Annotated in this window: 15 protein-coding genes; 7 read left to right on the forward strand and 8 right to left on the reverse strand. The window is 61.9% G+C overall.

Features of this window, described 5'->3' with window-relative positions; all coding sequences use genetic code 11:
• Window positions 1–20: 20 nt before the first annotated feature.
• Genes J5Y21_RS06080 through J5Y21_RS06115 form a run of 8 tightly spaced genes read right to left on the reverse strand, consistent with a single transcriptional unit; the run spans window position 21 to window position 7,676 of the window.
• The gene (locus tag J5Y21_RS06080) at window positions 21–404 is read right to left on the reverse strand and encodes a Rieske (2Fe-2S) protein (RefSeq protein ID WP_210573670.1); all 384 of its coding nucleotides are present in this window, start codon (window positions 402–404) and stop codon (window positions 21–23) included.
• On the reverse strand, window positions 401–1,243 hold the full coding sequence (gene trpA, locus J5Y21_RS06085; RefSeq protein WP_210573672.1) for a tryptophan synthase subunit alpha: 843 nt from the start codon (window positions 1,241–1,243) through the stop codon (window positions 401–403). The genes J5Y21_RS06080 and trpA overlap by 4 nt, the downstream gene beginning before the upstream one ends.
• A complete protein-coding gene (gene trpB, locus J5Y21_RS06090) occupies window positions 1,243–2,499 on the reverse strand; it encodes a tryptophan synthase subunit beta (RefSeq protein ID WP_210573674.1) in 1,257 nt (418 codons plus the stop codon). Before trpB ends, trpA begins: the two co-directional genes overlap by 1 nt.
• A 40-nt stretch (window positions 2,500–2,539) precedes the next feature.
• Window positions 2,540–4,009 (reverse strand): bifunctional indole-3-glycerol-phosphate synthase TrpC/phosphoribosylanthranilate isomerase TrpF, encoded by a 1,470-nt coding sequence (trpCF, locus tag J5Y21_RS06095; protein WP_210573675.1) that lies wholly within the window; start codon window positions 4,007–4,009, stop codon window positions 2,540–2,542.
• Complete coding sequence (gene trpD / locus J5Y21_RS06100) at window positions 4,002–5,030, reverse strand: anthranilate phosphoribosyltransferase (RefSeq protein ID WP_210573676.1); 1,029 nt, start codon at window positions 5,028–5,030, stop codon at window positions 4,002–4,004. The genes trpCF and trpD overlap by 8 nt, the downstream gene beginning before the upstream one ends.
• Window positions 5,023–5,679 carry a gamma-glutamyl-gamma-aminobutyrate hydrolase family protein gene (locus J5Y21_RS06105; protein ID WP_210573677.1) on the reverse strand — a complete coding sequence of 219 codons (657 nt, stop codon included), beginning with the start codon at window positions 5,677–5,679 and terminating at the stop codon, window positions 5,023–5,025. Before J5Y21_RS06105 ends, trpD begins: the two co-directional genes overlap by 8 nt.
• Window positions 5,676–7,217: an anthranilate synthase component 1 gene (locus tag J5Y21_RS06110; protein ID WP_210573678.1), complete on the reverse strand. Its 1,542-nt coding sequence runs from the start codon at window positions 7,215–7,217 to the stop codon at window positions 5,676–5,678. The genes J5Y21_RS06105 and J5Y21_RS06110 overlap by 4 nt, the downstream gene beginning before the upstream one ends.
• Window positions 7,218–7,244: 27 nt before the next feature.
• On the reverse strand, window positions 7,245–7,676 hold the full coding sequence (locus J5Y21_RS06115; protein ID WP_246874997.1) for an SdpI family protein: 432 nt from the start codon (window positions 7,674–7,676) through the stop codon (window positions 7,245–7,247).
• A gap of 183 nt (window positions 7,677–7,859) precedes the next feature.
• Here J5Y21_RS06115 and J5Y21_RS06120 point away from each other — a divergent pair, with 183 nt between their 5' ends.
• The 7 genes from J5Y21_RS06120 to J5Y21_RS06150 all read left to right on the forward strand — a co-directional run bounded on the left by J5Y21_RS06120 (window position 7,860) and on the right by J5Y21_RS06150 (window position 15,673).
• Complete coding sequence (locus J5Y21_RS06120) at window positions 7,860–9,086, forward strand: dicarboxylate/amino acid:cation symporter (RefSeq protein ID WP_210573679.1); 1,227 nt, start codon at window positions 7,860–7,862, stop codon at window positions 9,084–9,086.
• Between the two features lie 110 nt (window positions 9,087–9,196).
• Window positions 9,197–10,642 carry a DUF5129 domain-containing protein gene (locus tag J5Y21_RS06125; RefSeq protein WP_210573681.1) on the forward strand — a complete coding sequence of 482 codons (1,446 nt, stop codon included), beginning with the start codon at window positions 9,197–9,199 and terminating at the stop codon, window positions 10,640–10,642.
• 20 nt (window positions 10,643–10,662) lie between these two features.
• Complete coding sequence (locus J5Y21_RS06130) at window positions 10,663–11,193, forward strand: flavodoxin domain-containing protein (protein WP_210573683.1); 531 nt, start codon at window positions 10,663–10,665, stop codon at window positions 11,191–11,193.
• Window positions 11,194–11,224: 31 nt separating this feature from the next.
• Entirely contained in the window at window positions 11,225–11,752 is a 528-nt protein-coding gene (locus J5Y21_RS06135; RefSeq protein ID WP_210573684.1) for a flavodoxin domain-containing protein, read from the forward strand.
• Between the two features lie 140 nt (window positions 11,753–11,892).
• On the forward strand, window positions 11,893–14,751 hold the full coding sequence (gene leuS / locus J5Y21_RS06140) for a leucine--tRNA ligase (RefSeq protein ID WP_210573686.1): 2,859 nt from the start codon (window positions 11,893–11,895) through the stop codon (window positions 14,749–14,751).
• A gap of 22 nt (window positions 14,752–14,773) precedes the next feature.
• Entirely contained in the window at window positions 14,774–15,289 is a 516-nt protein-coding gene (locus J5Y21_RS06145) for a VanZ family protein (protein ID WP_349236956.1), read from the forward strand.
• Between the two features lie 21 nt (window positions 15,290–15,310).
• Window positions 15,311–15,673 (forward strand): DUF202 domain-containing protein, encoded by a 363-nt coding sequence (locus J5Y21_RS06150; protein ID WP_210573690.1) that lies wholly within the window; start codon window positions 15,311–15,313, stop codon window positions 15,671–15,673.
• The last annotated feature ends 11 nt before the right edge of the window (window positions 15,674–15,684 follow it).

Raw genomic sequence — 15,684 nt, forward strand, 5'->3', positions numbered from 1 at the left:
TGATTTTCTTGCTCCTATTGCTACTCGTTGCTGCCGCCAGCGACGACAGTGTCGCCTTCCTCGCGGACGGGGACGGTGGTCATGCCTGTTGCAGCCGGTCCGGAAACGGGATCGCCGGTCGCGATATTGAACACCGAGCCGTGGGACGGGCACCGCACTGTATCGCCGTCGACTTGCGTGATCGGGCTGCCCTGGTGCGGGCATTTGGCGGAGTAGGCGACGAACTCGCCCTCGTTGGGTTGGGCGATGATGAGGTTGTCCACGATCACCGCGCTACCGACAGGAACCTCCGTGGCGGCGACCTCCGCGGACGGGGCTTTGCCGCAAGCGGCGAGGAATGCGCCGGCGAAGGTGGTCGCGGTGCCGAGCAGGAATGTGCGACGGGAACAGGAGAACTCAGTCATGCCTTGATCGTAGCTTGCTTCATGGTGCTGACGTACTCGCGAAGCTCGGCTTTCAGGGCATCGATATCCCGGATGGTGCCGGGATTCGGGTGCGCGTAATCGACGTGGGCATCGATGATCTTCGCGATAGCAGAGCCGGTGATCGCGCCGGCAGCGCCAGCGGCAACGGCGTCGGCCACGTGCTGCGGGGTAGAAATACCGAATCCGAGGAGGACGGGGGCGCCGTTGTAGGAGGCGATGTTGGAGACGACGTCGGCAAGCCCCTGTGTCTGGGATTCGCGCTCGGCACCGGTGACGCCGTCGCGGGAGACGGCGTAGATGTATCCGCGGGAGTTCGCGGCAACGCCCTCGAGGACCTCGGGGCGGGCCTGAGCGGGGGCGATGAAGACTGGGTCGATGCCGGCTGCGGTCGCGGCCTCGATGAAGGGAGCGCCCTCGCGGACCGGAACATCGGGAATCAATACGGCATCGGCGCCGGCTTCGTGCAGGTCAGAGTAGAATTTCTCGAGTCCGCGAACGTAGGGCACATTCGCGTAGACGAGCATGCCGATCGGGACATTCGGGTAGCGGCGACGGATCTCACGGATCTGGTCCAAGCACTTATCGACGGTGGCGCCCCCGTCCAACGCCCGCAAGTGCGATTTCTGGATGGTCGGGCCGTCGGCTGCGGGGTCAGAGAAGGGAATGCCGAGCTCGAGGGCGTCGGCGCCGGCGTCGATAAGCGTGCTGATGATGTTTACGGCATCTTCGGCGGAGGGGTCTCCGAGCATGACGAAGGGGACGAATGCGCCTTCGTTTTTGGCGTCGAGGTCCGCGAAAAGGGTGGCAAAGCGGGACATTATTTCTCCTCCGAGTTGTTCAGGACGTACTCCGGGTGCTCCTCGAGTGTCTGCTGGACGTGGGCGATGTCCTTGTCGCCGCGGCCGGACAGGGAGACGAGGATGGTCGTCGGCGTGCTGGTGTCGCGGGCCTCCTCGGCGCGGCGCAATGCGTACGCGAGCGCGTGGGAGGACTCGAGGGCGGGAATGATGCCCTCGTGACGGGAGAGCTGCTGGAACGCGCGGAGTGCCTCGCCGTCGGTGACGGGTACATACTTCGCGCGGCCGGATTTGGCGAGGTGCGCGTGCTGCGGACCGACGGCCGGGTAATCGAGCCCCGCCGAAATCGAATAGGACTCCTCGATCTGGCCGTCGGCATCGCGCATGAGGTAGGACTTCGTCCCGTGCAGAATACCCACGGTATCAGCGGCGATGGCGGCACCATGCTTGCCGGATTCCATGCCCTCGCCTCCGGGCTCGGCGCCGACGAGCTCGACCGACTCGTCGTCGATGAAGTCCGCGAACATGCCGATCGCGTTGGATCCGCCGCCGACGCAGGCGACGACCACGTCGGGAAGCGCTCCCGTGCGCTCTGCGAGCTGTGCTTTAGCCTCCTCGGAAATGACCTTGTGGAATTCGCGAACGATAGTCGGGAACGGGTGCGGGCCCGCGGCGGTGCCGAGCAGGTAGTGCGATTCGTGGAAGGTAGCGGTCCAATCGCGCAGGGCTTCGTTGACCGCATCCTTGAGGGTGCCGGAGCCAGAATCGACACCGATCACCTCCGCGCCCATGAGCCGCATGCGGTAGACATTCGGTGCCTGGCGCTCCATGTCCTTCGCACCCATGTAGATCACGCAATCAAGGTCCATCAACGCACACGCGAGAGCGGTCGCGGTGCCATGCTGGCCGGCACCGGTCTCGGCGATGATGCGCTTCTTCCCCATCTTCTTCGCCAGCAACGCCTGCCCGATGACCTGGTTGGTCTTGTGGGCTCCGCCGTGAACGAGGTCCTCGCGCTTGAGGAAGATACGCGCGAACTCGTTGCCCTTGGTCAGGTTCTTCGCTTCGGTGAGCGGAGTCGGTCGGCCGAGATAGTCGCGGAGCAGAGCGCGGTACTCGTCCATGAACTGCTCGTCATTCCAGGCATCGACGAATGCTTTTTCAAGTTGGTCGAGCGCCGGGAGCAGCGATTCAGCGACGAACTGTCCGCCGAATTCACCGAAATACGCGGGCAGAATCGTGCGTCCCCCGTTGCGTGTGTCTGTGGAGTCAGTCATGAAGTGTCCTTGGTAGTTGGAAGTCTTTATTGAGCGTTAATCAGTAGTGAAAATTGCGGATCCGGTCGAAGGTCACGCGCAGTGCGCCGGCGTCCTTCGCGCCAGCCCACGTGCCTGCGCCAGAGGGATACTCGACGCCCGAATTGAGATCGAGGCCGAGGCATCCGACGTTAAGGGCCTCGTCGACATTTTCCGGCCCCAATCCCCCGGCGAGGAGGGAATGGCCCCGCACGTCATCGGGAATCGTGGACCAATCGAATCCAGTCCCGGACCCGCCGTCCTTCGCATCGAGAACGAGCTTATCGACGTCCGCTGCCAGCCCCTTTGCCACCGCGGGCCCGTCGGGATCTGACATTGATACTCCGCGCCAGATCTCAATATCCGGGTCGAGGGCACGGACGCTATCGCGGATCTTCGCAATCAGGTCACGCTCGGCATCGAGCGAACCTTGGTACGGCGAGTGGATTTGCACGGCGCGAATCCCTGGAAATACCAGCTCGTCCCAGCCGTCGGTGCGACGGCTGGCGGCGACATAGTGGAGCCCGGGTTCGTGAGCAACGATGTTTTTCGCTGTTTCACGTGAAACATTGCGCGGGCTGATTTCCTCGAAGATGAGCCCGCCATACACGGCGCCGACGGCACGGGCAGTCTGTGCGGCGGTGTGAGAAGTCAGGCCGCAGACCTTATTTGGGCCGTAGACCAGCATTCGCGCTGCCCAGTCGATATCTGGTGCGCCCGTGAGGTGGGACCCAACGAGGAAGCCGTCGGAGTGACCGCCGAGTCGCCGGACGGTTTCGACATTCCGAATGCCCGATTCGGAAACAATCAGGGCACCTTCCGGAGCGAGTGGTGCGAGCCGGGCAGAGCGTTCGAGGTCGATTGTCAGGTCGTGCAGGTTTCGGTGATTGATGCCGAAGATCTTTGCGCCGAGCTTGGTCGCGCGGGCTGCCTCATCTTCGTCGATCACCTCAGTGAGAACGTCGAGGCCGAGTCGGTCAGCTTCGGCAGATAGAGAGGCGTACTCATCGTCATCGAGGACGCTGAGCATGAGGAGGATCGCGTCGGCACCGAAATAACGGGCGGCGTGAATCTGGACTGGGTCAACGATGAAGTCCTTGCAGAGAACCGGAAGATGGGTGGTCGCGGCGACGGTGGCAAGGTGGTCGTAGTCTCCCCCGAATCGCTCCGGTTCGCACAGAACGGAAATGCCGGCGGCATAGCGAGAGTAGATGGAAGCGATCTCCCCCGGCTCGTAGTGCTCGCGAATCATGCCGAGCGACGGCGATGACGACTTGCATTCCATGATGAAGCGAGTTCCGGGCCGTGCCAGCGAATCGTAGAGGGAGCGCTCGGAGCGCGGCAGGCTTGCCGGGTCCACATGGGAGGTGCGAGCCTTAATTTCGTCAATGTGACGTTTTCGTCCGGTGACTATGTCCTCAAGGATTGTCGGTAAGCCGGCAGACGGAGCTGTATCGGATAAGCTCTGGTCAGTGGCTTGTTTATCAGCCACTGTAATCAGCTCCTTCGTGGGTGGAGAGCCACTGGGCGACGGAGCCGTCGATAAGCAGTTTTTGGGCGCGTGCGACGCCGTCGGCAATCGTGGGGTCGGTGCCGTAGAGGTAGAAAATGGCGCCGGCGGTCGCGGCTACTGCATCGCGGTGCGCATCGGGGGCGGTGTTGTCGAAAATGGCGCGGATGGCCGCGGCATTCTCCTTGCCGTCGCCGCCCTCGAGCTCTTCAAGCGAATAGGTGGGAAGACCCATGTCTTGGGGAGTGATGGTATAGTGCTCGATATTTCCCTCACGGTCGAGCTCCCACACGAGGGTATCGCCGTGGACGGCGAGCTCGTCGGTTCCGGCGCCGTGAACGATCATGGCGCGGCCGCGTTCCAGTTCGCGCATGGTCTCAGCGATGGTCTGTCCGAGAGCGGGGTTGGCGATGCCCATGATCTGGTACTCCGGGCGACCGGGCGAGAGCAGCGGACCGAGGGTGTTGAACAAGGTAGGGACACCCAAGGATTTGCGCACGGGCTGCACGTGAGCGATGGCCGGGTTGTACGCAGGGGCGAAGAGGAACGTGAAATTGGATGCCTCGAATTGGCGGACGGCGCGTTCAGGATCCAAGTCGAGCGGGATATTCAGTGCCTCGAGCACGTCGGCGGACCCAGACTTGGAGGACACGGAGCGGTTTCCGCACTTGATCATCTTCACTCCCCCAGCCGCGGCGACGAGGGAGGCGGCGGTGGTGATGTTGATGGTGTTCTTGCCGTCGCCGCCCGTTCCGGCGGTGTCCATGAGCCCCTCGCCGGTGATCGGGAAAGGTCGGCCAGCAGCCAGGAAAGCCTTCGCGGCGCCCGCAATATCCGCGAATGTTTCGCCGCGGGTGCGCACTGTGGCGAGTAGTGCGGCGATGTGGACATCGTCGTAATCGCCCACGGTCAGCGGAACGAATGCTTCAGTCGCCTCCTCGAGAGTCGGCGTCTTGTTGTCGAGGAATGCGCGGAGCGTATCGAGTGAAGAACTGCTAGCCATTGAAATCACCTTTCTTAGAGTGGGCCAATAGTTGGTCCACGCACCGTTGCAAAATCACAGGTCCTTGAGGCGTGAGAATCGATTCCGGATGGAATTGAAGGCCGATCGACATTCCGTCGGTGCTTTCGGCAGCCATGACCACGTCGCCGATCTTGGCGGGTACACGTGCGAGAGCAACGAGTCCCTGGGGCACATCAACGGTTCCGAGGGAGTGGTAACGAGCCACCGGGACGAGGCGTCCGGGAGTGTCGCGGTATTGGGGGCCGGAGTCGGTGGTGAGGCCGTCGAAAAGCGGATGCCCAATGCCCTCTTCCGTGAGTTGCATGGCTTCGCTAATCCCGTGGACTGGTCCGCACGGTGAAACGCGGCCGCCGAAATGCTCGATGAGGGCCTGGTAGCCGAGGCAAATGCCGAGGATCGGGATCTCGCCGTGAATGCGCTCGATGAGTTCCATCATGCAGCCCGCGTCGGCGGGGTAGCCGGGGCCGGGTGAGAGAATGACGAGGTCGGGTTCCGGGGCGAGGACGTGGTCTGCGGTGACGGTGTTGCGGAAGACGGTGAATTCGACGTCGGGCAGCGTCGACAGCGCGTCGACGAGGTTGTAGACGAAGGAATCACGGTTATCCAGTAGGACGATGCGCGCGGTCATCGGTTCACCTCCACGTCTTGGCCGGCTGCCGTCGCAATGGCGTTGAGTACTGCGTAGGCCTTGTGCAGAGTCTCGTCGGCTTCGGATTGGGGGACGGAATCGCGCACAACTCCGGCACCGGCTTGAACGGTGGCCACCCCGCCGTGGACATAGGCGGAACGGATCACGATGCAAGTGTCGAATTCGCCGTCGCCACGCAGATACCCGACCGCGCCGCCGTAGGAACCGCGACGGACTCCCTCAAGCTCGCGGAGCAATTCCGTGGCGCGCAGCTTCGGTGCGCCGGTCAGGGTGCCCATATTCATCGAGGCGCGGTACGCATCGAGGGCATCGAGATCGTCGGCGAGTGTCGCGGTCACGCGGGAAACGAGGTGCATGACGCGCGAATAACGGTCGACCTGCAGTAGATCGCGGACTTGCCGGGTCCCGGGCACGGCGACGCGGGCGAGGTCATTGCGGGCGAGATCGACGAGCATGGTGTGTTCCGCGATCTCTTTCGCGTCGGTGCGCAGCTCGAGCTCCATGCGGGTATCGAGCTCATGGGTCTCGCCGCGCGGGCGGGTTCCGGCAATCGGGTACAGCTGAACCTCGCGGGATGAGGCATCGAATTTCAGATTCGACTCGGGCGATGCGCCGAACAGTTCGTACGGCTCCCCGTTGCGGTCGAGGCCACGCACGTAGAACATGTACGGCGACGGGTTCGTCTCGCGCAAACACTGGTACGCGGCGAAAGCATCGGGACAATCCGCAGTGAACGCGCGCGCAGGAACCACCTGATAGATATCGCCGTTATAAATATTGTCTTTCAGCTTGTCCACGTCGCGGCGGAACTCGGCATCGTCCACGCTCGCCTCAACGCGCAAAGGTCCTTGCGCGGGGGAAGGGCGGGGCGCGGGGTGCTCGGCGTCGTCGATAAGCGCGGCGAAAGTGCGCATTCGCTTATCGACGTCTCCCCTGCCCCCGTCCACTCCTGTCAGCCGCGCAGTGCTCGCGCGGTGGTCGATCGTGAGCACGATATCCGCGAGAATGAACTGGTAGTCGGGGTAGGTATTCGTGCTGTCCCCGACTTCTGGGAGCTCCTCGAATGTGGCGAGGTAGTCGAATGCGAAACCGCCCACGAGCATGGGCAACGTCGCGTGCTCGGTGTCCGTGTAGCCGGCGTCGAAGGTGAGCGCGCGCAGAACGTCCGCTGAACTCGGGGCGGTGAGTCGATCGCGTTCGTCGGCTGCATCCGGTCGCGGGAAGCTGAACGTGCGCTCTCCCGTCGCGTACTCGGCGAGCTGGTCGTGGAGACGGTTGGCGATGGCTTCCCCGTCGGGGCTGAGCACGTCGACCGTGACAGAAGGCCCGTTGCACGTGACACGCAGCGAGGCGCCGAGAACCGCGACTGACTGCAGGCCGGATTTCGTGGTGATGTCGGCGCTTTCCAGCAGCACCACATCCGTCATGTCCGTTCCGCCGATGCTGGCGAACAGGCTCGACGCATCGGCGTGGTAGCGCACCTCGCGGTGCGTGACCTGCGCGCGGAACTCGCTCACGGCTGGCCTCCTTTCTGAAATGAGAGACTACCTGTCGTCCGCCTGTCGGGCGGCGTTTCGGAGAGCTCCGAGATCGACTTGCGGTGTCGGTTCGGAATCGGCTTCCGCTTCGCCTTCCTTGGCTTGGCTGAAGACTCGCGCCGCACGTGCCCCCTGGTTGCCCGCTTCGGCGATGGCGGCGATGGCAATGAGCGCGAGAACGATCGGACCTGCCCACAGCCATCCTTCGGCGATGAATGCAAATGCGGCGCCGAAGGCGAGGGCCAGTCCGCCGAGAATCAAATACGGGCCCACGACCTTGTGCGCCTGGACCCAGATCTCCTCGTCCTTGCGCACCTCCGGCACGTGGAGTCCGATCACGTTATTGCCGGGCAAACGCCCCAGCGCAGCAAGCAGGCCCGGGATGAGGAGCGCGAGCGCAAAGACAATGAAAACAACACCGATAACCACGCCAGTCATAATTCTCAATTCTACTTTCCGCATGATTTCAGGCAGCCAACAGGGGTCCAGGGGAAACGGCGGATTTCCTCTGGGAGGAGGTGTCGTGAAGAATAGTAATTAATAAGGTGCAGTGCTGCCTTATTCATTTCCCGTACCTACGTCTGGTCGACAGGGCCAGGCTCCCCGAGCAAAGGGTAAAACATGAACACCAAGTCGATCACGAGGTCGCTGTTGTTCTGGATCGTCGTGGCCATTGTGCTCGGCATCAGCTGCAGCTTCTTCTTTCCAGAGTGGCTCGCCCGCATCTTCATCACATTCAACGGGCTCTTCGCCAATTTCCTGGGCTTCTTCGTCCCGGTCCTCATTTTCGCGCTCATCACTCCCGCGATTGCGGGTCTCGGTCGCGGTGCGGGAAAGTGGCTGGGAATCACCGCCGGTATCGCCTACAGCTCGACCGTGATCTCCGGTCTGATCGCTTGGGGTCTGTCAGCGCTTCTGTATCCGTGGCTGCTCGGCGACCAGTCGCTTGTCACCGATGTCGATGATGTCGACGCCGGCGGGCTCTCCCCCTTCTTCGAGGTGGAGATTCCGCCTCCATTCGAAGTGATGACTGCACTGGTACTCGCGTTCTGCATCGGCTTGGCAATGACGGCGGTCAAATCTGACACCATGTACAAAGTGGCCACGGAGCTTGAGGGCGCCATCATGAAGGTGGTCACCTCGTTCGTGATTCCTCTGTTGCCGCTGTTCATCTTCGGCATTTTCCTGAACCTCGGCATGAACGAGAATATGGGCTCCACGATGGCCGCATTCGGCAAGGTGCTTCTGCTCTCCGTGGTCATGACGATCGTCCTGCTCGTTATTCAGTACCTCATCGCCGGTGCGGTCGCGGGTGTCAACCCGTTCACCGCCCTGCGCAATATGCTGCCGGCCTACTTCACCGCTCTGGGCACGTCCTCGTCCGCCGCGTCCATTCCGGTCACGCTGCGTTCCACGCTGAACAATAAGGTCGACGAGAATGTCGCCGGCTTCGTGGTTCCGCTCTGCGCGACGATCCACCTGTCCGGCTCCATGATGAAGATCGGCCTCTACGCCTTTGCGGTCATTTACATGGGCGGCCTCGATGTCCCGTGGGGTCTCTACCTTGGCTTCATTCTGTTGCTGGGCATCATGATGATCGCCGCGCCTGGTGTCCCCGGCGGCGCCATCATGGCCGCGACCGGCCTGCTCGCATCCATGCTCGGGTTCAATGACGAGATGGTCGCGCTCATGATCGCCGCTTACATCGTCGTCGACTCCTTCGGCACCGCAGCTAACGTCACGGGCGACGGCGCCATCGCGCTGGTGCTCAACCGCTTCGCGTCCGGCAAGATCGAAGGCCACAACGGGGGCGAGAGCAAGGAGCTTGACGACGCCACCGTGGCCTAGTCTTCCTCCCCCTCTCCCCCGCGAGCCCATGTTTCACGTGAAACATGGGCTCTTCTTTATGCTCTTTCCCTTGCCCCCACGTGCTTCCATGGCGGCGCTATCATGTGGCCATGAACGGCAAGCAGATCATGGCAACTATCGGCATTGCGGCTGCATTGGCGGCCGGTGGAGCAGCTGCGGGGTACGCCACCACTGACATCCCTGAGGCGGACGATGTGGCCGTCGAGCAGGGTGTCGCCCCGCAGGTGACTATTGACGATCCGGACGATGTGCTCTCTGCTGAGGATGAGGAGCGCATGATCAAGGATGCCGAGCGCCTCGACACCCCAGCCGTGGTCAAGGATCTCCACTACATGGTCTTCGCCACCAACCACGAGAATATTCTCGACACCGTTGAGGAATACGTCCGCGATACGTACCCAGAGATGATCGGCAACGCGGAAAACGAGGACAACCGTTTTGCCGACGGCACCATGATCATCGGTGTGGGACTCGACCCGCGTCGAGCTTTCGGATATTACGGCGATGATGTGGCCGCGCAGCTGAAGATCGACCACGGTCAGCGTGACTACCTGGTACTCGACGCCATGAAACCGGGCGTCAGCGACAACAATATTCCTGCTGGCCTCTTTGCGGCTGCGAAAACCGCACTGGACACCGAAGCCGCCGCCAACTATTCGGTGGAGGACGCCAAAAGCTCCCGGGGTGACGCGATGTTCGGTCTCGGGTTCGGTGGCTTGGGCTTGGGCACCGCTGGTGCAGTGACCGGGTTCGGTATCTCGAATAGCCGCCGCAAGAAGATCGCTCAGGCGCGCGAGGATTACAACGCCGTGACGACGGAGTACGCATCGCTTGCCGGGCGCCTCAACGAGATCGATATTCGCGCCAATTCCGTCTCCTCGGCATTCGCCGATGCGGAGCTGCGTAAGCAGTGGGGCGAGGTGCGCGACACCTTCTTCGGTTATCACGAGGCGGTCAGCGGTGCTGGCGGCATTGGCGATATCAAGATCGACGACGACAAGGAGGCACTGCGCAACCACAAGAAACTCCGCAAGGCAGCCGAGTCTGTCGAGCACGTCTCCAATGCCGAGGACAATATCAACCGGCTCTTCGAGATCGAGCAGGGCGATGCCGCGTCTCGCCGCACAGCGCTGACCGACCTCCGCGAGGACGTCATCATCGCCAGGCAGAAGGTCAAAGATGGGCAGCTGAAGCGCGACCTCGAGCAGCTCGGCCACCGTATCGACAAGCTCGACCACAATCCGGGATCTGCAACGTTCGTCGACGACTTCGTGCGCATCCTCGGTGACTACCGCCTGCTTCTGGACCAAGTGAAGAAGCGCGAATTCTCTGACGTCAAGGAATACGAGCCACTGCGCAAGCCCGCTATCTACGACAGCGGCTACAACTACTACGGCTACGTGCCCTTCGTCGTCATGGACAGCTGGCACACGAGCAATGTGGAGACCCACCAATCGCAGACCTCGAGCGGCGGCACATCCGCCGGCGTTGCCTCCTCCGGCTTCTCCGCTGCGGGAAGCTCCTCGTCGTTTTAGTTTCGGACTAGAATTGAGTCATGGTCTCGGTTCTTTATGCCAGCTACTACGGCTCGACGAAGCAGTACGCTGACGCACTCGCTGCACGCTTCGGCGTGAGCGCGCAAGAGATCGGCGACAACAGTGCATCGCTTATCGACGGCTCTAGTGCCGACCCCGTTGTCATCCTTTCCCCCATTCACGGGCCGGCCCATCCAGGTGTGAAGCTCATCAAGCGGCTTTCGGAAGCCGTGGTGAAAGGCCGACCCATCGCTCTCGCCACCGTCGGCATGACCCTCGAGCACGTCGCCTACGACCAGGATCCGGTCGGCAAGCTCCTGGGCGATCGCGCGAACCACATTGACCGGTTCTACTTGCCCGGACGGCTGAACTATTCCGAGCTGAGCCGCAAGCACCGGGGCATGATGAAAAGCGTTGTATGGGGACTCAAAATAACGGGCGCGAAGGGCGAGAACGAGAAAATGATGGTCGACACGTTCGGCCAGTACGTGGACCGAGTCGACTTCAAGAAACTCGCACCTATTGCGGAGTGGGTGGGCAACAACACATAGTCTCCGGCGGGGATCGGGGTAGCGTAGAGGCATGAGCACCAAAATCTTCTATGCCACCCTCTACGGATCCAACAAGCAGTACGCCGACGTACTCGCGGAGCGGCTTGGAGTCGAGGCCCACGAAATCGACGAGCAGAGTGCAGAGCTTATCGACGCCTCCTCCAACGACCCCATCGTCGTCTTCTCCCCCGTCCACGGCTCTTTCATCCGCGGCGCGAAATTCCTGAATGAGCTGGGCGCGGACGTCGTCGAGAACCGCAAAGTGTGCCTGGCGGCAGTCGGCATGGCACTCGATGGCGTCAATGCGGAGCTCGACCAGGCAGGCAATATCCTCGGCGACCTGGCCGACCAGGTGAAGCGCGTGTACCTTCCCGGTCGTATCAATTACTCCGAACTTGAGCCTGAGCACTACGCCATCCTCGAGTCCCGCATCGACAAGTTCAGGGAGAAGGACGAACCGTCGGCGAATGAGCAGATGCTGATCGACACCTTCGGCGAAGGAATCGACCGCGTTGATCTGAACCGGCTCGACGAGATCGTGGAGTGGCTCGAGGGCTAAATCTCGCCTCCTCCCCCATCACGTGTTTCACGTGAAACAACCGCGGCCCACCGAAAGTTTGGTGGGCCCCACGTTTGGCTCGTTGGCTTTGAAACTGGTCCTGCAGAAGACCGCGAGGCCAACTACTACACTGTTTAACCATGACTAGCGCTACTGGACCGGCGTTCCGCTACTCGGCGGGCATTGCCAACGAGATTGAACAGAAATGGCAGAAGTACTGGATCGATAACGGGACGTTCAACGCCCCGAACCCCGTTGGCCCTCTAGCGCCTGAATCGGATGCGAAGGAGCTGCCGGCGGACAAGCTCAACGTCCAGGACATGTTCCCCTACCCTTCCGGGGCGGGCCTGCACGTGGGGCACCCGCTGGGCTACATCGCCACGGATGTCTTCGCGCGCTATAACCGAATGCTGGGCAAGAATGTTCTGCACACGCTCGGCTACGACGCCTTCGGTCTGCCGGCTGAGCAGTACGCCATCCAGACGGGCACGCACCCGCGGACGACGACGATGGCGAATATCGAGAATATGACTCGCCAGCTCGACGCACTGGGGCTCGGGCACGACCGCCGTCGCTCTGTCGCGACGACCGACCCGGAGTTCTACCGCTGGACGCAGTGGATCTTCCTGCAGATCTTCAATTCCTGGTTCGACGAGGAGCAGCAGAAGGCACGTCCGATTGCGGAGCTTATCGACGAGCTCGAGGCCGGCAAGCGCACCACCAAGGACGGCCGTGTGTACGCCGAGCTCGATCCGGCGGAGCAGCAGAAGGCTATCGACGAGTTTCGCCTCGTCTACCTCTCCGACTCCATGGTCAACTGGTGCCCAGGCCTGGGCACGGTGCTGGCCAACGAGGAGGTCACCGCCGAGGGCCGTTCTGAGCGCGGCAACTACCCCGTGTTCCGTAAGCGTCTGCGCCAGTGGATGATGCGCATCACCGCGTACTCGGACCGCTTGTTGGATGACCTCGAGGTGTTGGATTGGCCCGACAAGGTCAAGGCTATGCAGCGCAACTGGATCGGCCGGTCCCGCGGTGCGGAGGTGTCCTTCCAGTCGGATGCCGGTCCGATTGACGTGTTCACCACGCGCCCAGACACCCTGTTCGGCGCCACATACATGGTCCTCGCGCCGGAGCACGAGCTGGTGGAGAAGCTGGTGGCGGATGCCTACCCGGCGGACGTCGATAAGCGATGGACCTATGGCGAAGCAACGCCGCAGGCTGCTGTGGACGCGTACAAGCGCGCGATCGCGGCGAAATCTGATGTTGAGCGCCAGGAGAACAAGGAGAAGACCGGTGTTTTCTTGGGTGCATATGCCACGAATCCGGTGAACGGCAAGCAGGTGCCCGTCTTCATCGCGGATTATGTTTTGACTGGTTACGGCACTGGCGCGATCATGGCGGTGCCGGCGCACGACGAGCGCGATTATGAATTCGCGAATGTCTTCGGGCTGCCGATCGTTCCGGTGCTGGATGGTGGCAACATCGATGAGGCGGCGTTCACGGAGGACGGACCGCACATCAACTCTGCGAATGACCGCGGTCTGGACCTGAACGGATTGGGCAAGGACGAGTCGATCGAGAAAGCCATTGCGTGGCTGGTCGCCGAAGGTGCTGGTGAGGAGCGGATTCAGTACAAGCTCCGCGATTGGCTGTTCGCGCGTCAGCGTTATTGGGGCGAGCCATTCCCGATCGTCTACGACGAAAACGGCGTTGCCCACGCGCTGCCGGAGTCAATGCTGCCGGTCGAGCTGCCGGATGTGGAGGACTACAACCCAGTCTCCTTCGACCCGGACGACGCTGATTCGGAGCCCTCTCCCCCGCTGGCGAAGGCCACGGAGTGGGTGAATGTGACGCTCGATCTCGGCGACGGCGACAAGCAGTACACCCGCGACACGAACGTGATGCCGCAGTGGGCGGGTTCGTCCTGGTACCAGCTGCGCTACATCGACCCGACGAATGCGGAGAAATTCTGCGATATCGAAAATGAGCGGTACTGGACCGGCCCGCAGCCGGAGAAGCACGGCGCGAATGACCCGGGCGGTGTCGACCTTTATGTCGGTGGTGTCGAGCACGCGGTGCTGCACTTGCTGTACGCGCGCTTTTGGCACAAGGTGCTCTTCGACCTGGGCTTTGTGAGCTCGAAGGAGCCGTACCGACGCCTCTACAACCAGGGGTATATCCAGGCTTATGCCTACACGGATTCCCGTGGCGTGTACGTCCCGGCCGCCGAGGTCGAAGAGAAGGACGGGAAGTTCTTCCACAACGGTAAAGAGGTCAAGCAAGAGTACGGCAAGATGGGCAAGTCCCTGAAGAATGCCGTGGCTCCGGATGACATCGCGCAGGAATTCGGTGCCGATACGCTGCGCGTGTACGAGATGTCGATGGGTCCGCTGGATACGTCGCGTCCGTGGGCCACGAAGGATGTCGTGGGCGCGCACCGCTTCCTGCAGCGCCTGTGGCGCTTGATCGTCAACGAGGAGACCGGCGAGGTCACCGTCAGCGATGAGCCGATGAGTGACGAGGATGCGAAGCAGCTCCACCGCACAATCGCGGGCGTGCGCGACGATTACGAGCACCTCCGCGATAACACGGTGGTCGCCAAACTCATTGAGTACGTCAACTATCTGACGAAGGCGCGCGAGCAGAAGAACGGCGGCAATGTTTCACGTGAAACAGTCGAACCGCTCGTCCAGATGGTCTCCCCCGTCGCCCCGCACATTGCGGAAGAGCTGTGGGCACGACTCGGACACGAGGGCACGATCACGTTCGAGCCGTTCCCGACCTTCGATGAGAGCTTGCTTGTCGACGACACCGTCGAGATCCCTGTGCAGATCAACGGCAAGGTGCGGGCGCGCATCGATGTTCCGGCGGAGGCAGCGAAGGACGAGATCGAGAGCATCGCGCTTGCCGACGAGCGCGTGGCAGGTTTGATCGAAGGAAAGAACCTGGTCAAGACCATCGTGGTGCCCGGCCGCATGGTGAACCTGGTGGTGAAATAAAAGAATGCGGGCGAAGCAGCGCGTGACCCGAGGCGCGGCCGTCGGTGCGCTACTCGCCTATTCAGGAGTGATCGTCTCATTGACGATGCTGAAGCAGTTCTTCCGCATCGGCTATTTGTGGGACCCGGCGAAGCAGCCCTTCGTCGGTCACTCATTCATCCCCTTCCATGAGGTTTTCACCGCATCTTCATGGTTCGCCCCATTGTTCGGGTATGGCGGAAATCTAGCGTTCTTCATTCCGATCGGGTTGCTGCTGTATGTGATTACCGACCGGGTGAAGTGGGCGACGATTATCGGTGGAGCATTCAGCCTGGCGATCGAAGCAACGCAGTTCTTCGCGCAGCTCGGCTACACCGATGTGGATGACTTCATCATGAACACCCTCGGTGCATTCGTGGGAGCGACGATTGCCCGGTGGTGCGGGCCGAAATTCCATCGCGTGTGGGTTGGGCTCACGTTCATTGCCGTAGCGGTGTTCATCGGCCTCGTTCTCGCTGGTGACAGTCTTGGGGATCCGAGCAAGGTGAAGGAGCTCTAGGGCAGCTCTAGACTGTGGGCTATGAGCGAACGTGGCTGGTTTACCCGCACAGTGTTCCCCACTGGAGACGAACCCGACCCGCGGTTCACCCTCGCTAATGAGCGGACATTCCTGGCGTGGACGCGCACGGCGCTTGCTTTTCTCGCGGGCGGAATCGCGCTCGAGGCTTTCGCTTTTCCCGATTTCGATGAAGCATGGCGTGGAGTCGCGGCCATCACTCTGATTCTCGTGGGCATGGCCATTGCGCTCGGTGCGGCAGTTCGGTGGATTCGTATTGAACGCTCGCTACGTCATGAGCGCCCGTTACCGGCCCCGGCGATCGTCCCGGTGCTGGGGTTGGGCATCGGCTTGGCTAGCGTCATCGTCCTGATCGCATTCTTCTAGACGCTAAAGGA

Source organism: Corynebacterium sp. Marseille-P3884 (genome assembly GCF_017942225.1).
Taxonomy (GTDB): Bacteria; Actinomycetota; Actinomycetes; order Mycobacteriales; family Mycobacteriaceae; genus Corynebacterium.

Coding starts and splice junctions, on each gene's coding strand:
- trpA (WP_210573672.1), bottom strand. CDS start 1,243: ATGTCCCGCTTTGCCACCCTTTTCGCGGACCTCGACGCCAAAAACGAA.
- J5Y21_RS06135 (WP_210573684.1), top strand. CDS start 11,225: ATGAGCACCAAAATCTTCTATGCCACCCTCTACGGATCCAACAAGCAG.
- trpD (WP_210573676.1), bottom strand. CDS start 5,030: ATGGCTAGCAGTTCTTCACTCGATACGCTCCGCGCATTCCTCGACAAC.
- J5Y21_RS06105 (WP_210573677.1), bottom strand. CDS start 5,679: ATGACCGCGCGCATCGTCCTACTGGATAACCGTGATTCCTTCGTCTAC.
- J5Y21_RS06130 (WP_210573683.1), top strand. CDS start 10,663: ATGGTCTCGGTTCTTTATGCCAGCTACTACGGCTCGACGAAGCAGTAC.
- trpB (WP_210573674.1), bottom strand. CDS start 2,499: ATGACTGACTCCACAGACACACGCAACGGGGGACGCACGATTCTGCCC.
- J5Y21_RS06150 (WP_210573690.1), top strand. CDS start 15,311: ATGAGCGAACGTGGCTGGTTTACCCGCACAGTGTTCCCCACTGGAGAC.
- J5Y21_RS06125 (WP_210573681.1), top strand. CDS start 9,197: ATGAACGGCAAGCAGATCATGGCAACTATCGGCATTGCGGCTGCATTG.
- J5Y21_RS06080 (WP_210573670.1), bottom strand. CDS start 404: ATGACTGAGTTCTCCTGTTCCCGTCGCACATTCCTGCTCGGCACCGCG.
- leuS (WP_210573686.1), top strand. CDS start 11,893: ATGACTAGCGCTACTGGACCGGCGTTCCGCTACTCGGCGGGCATTGCC.
- J5Y21_RS06115 (WP_246874997.1), bottom strand. CDS start 7,676: ATGACTGGCGTGGTTATCGGTGTTGTTTTCATTGTCTTTGCGCTCGCG.
- J5Y21_RS06120 (WP_210573679.1), top strand. CDS start 7,860: ATGAACACCAAGTCGATCACGAGGTCGCTGTTGTTCTGGATCGTCGTG.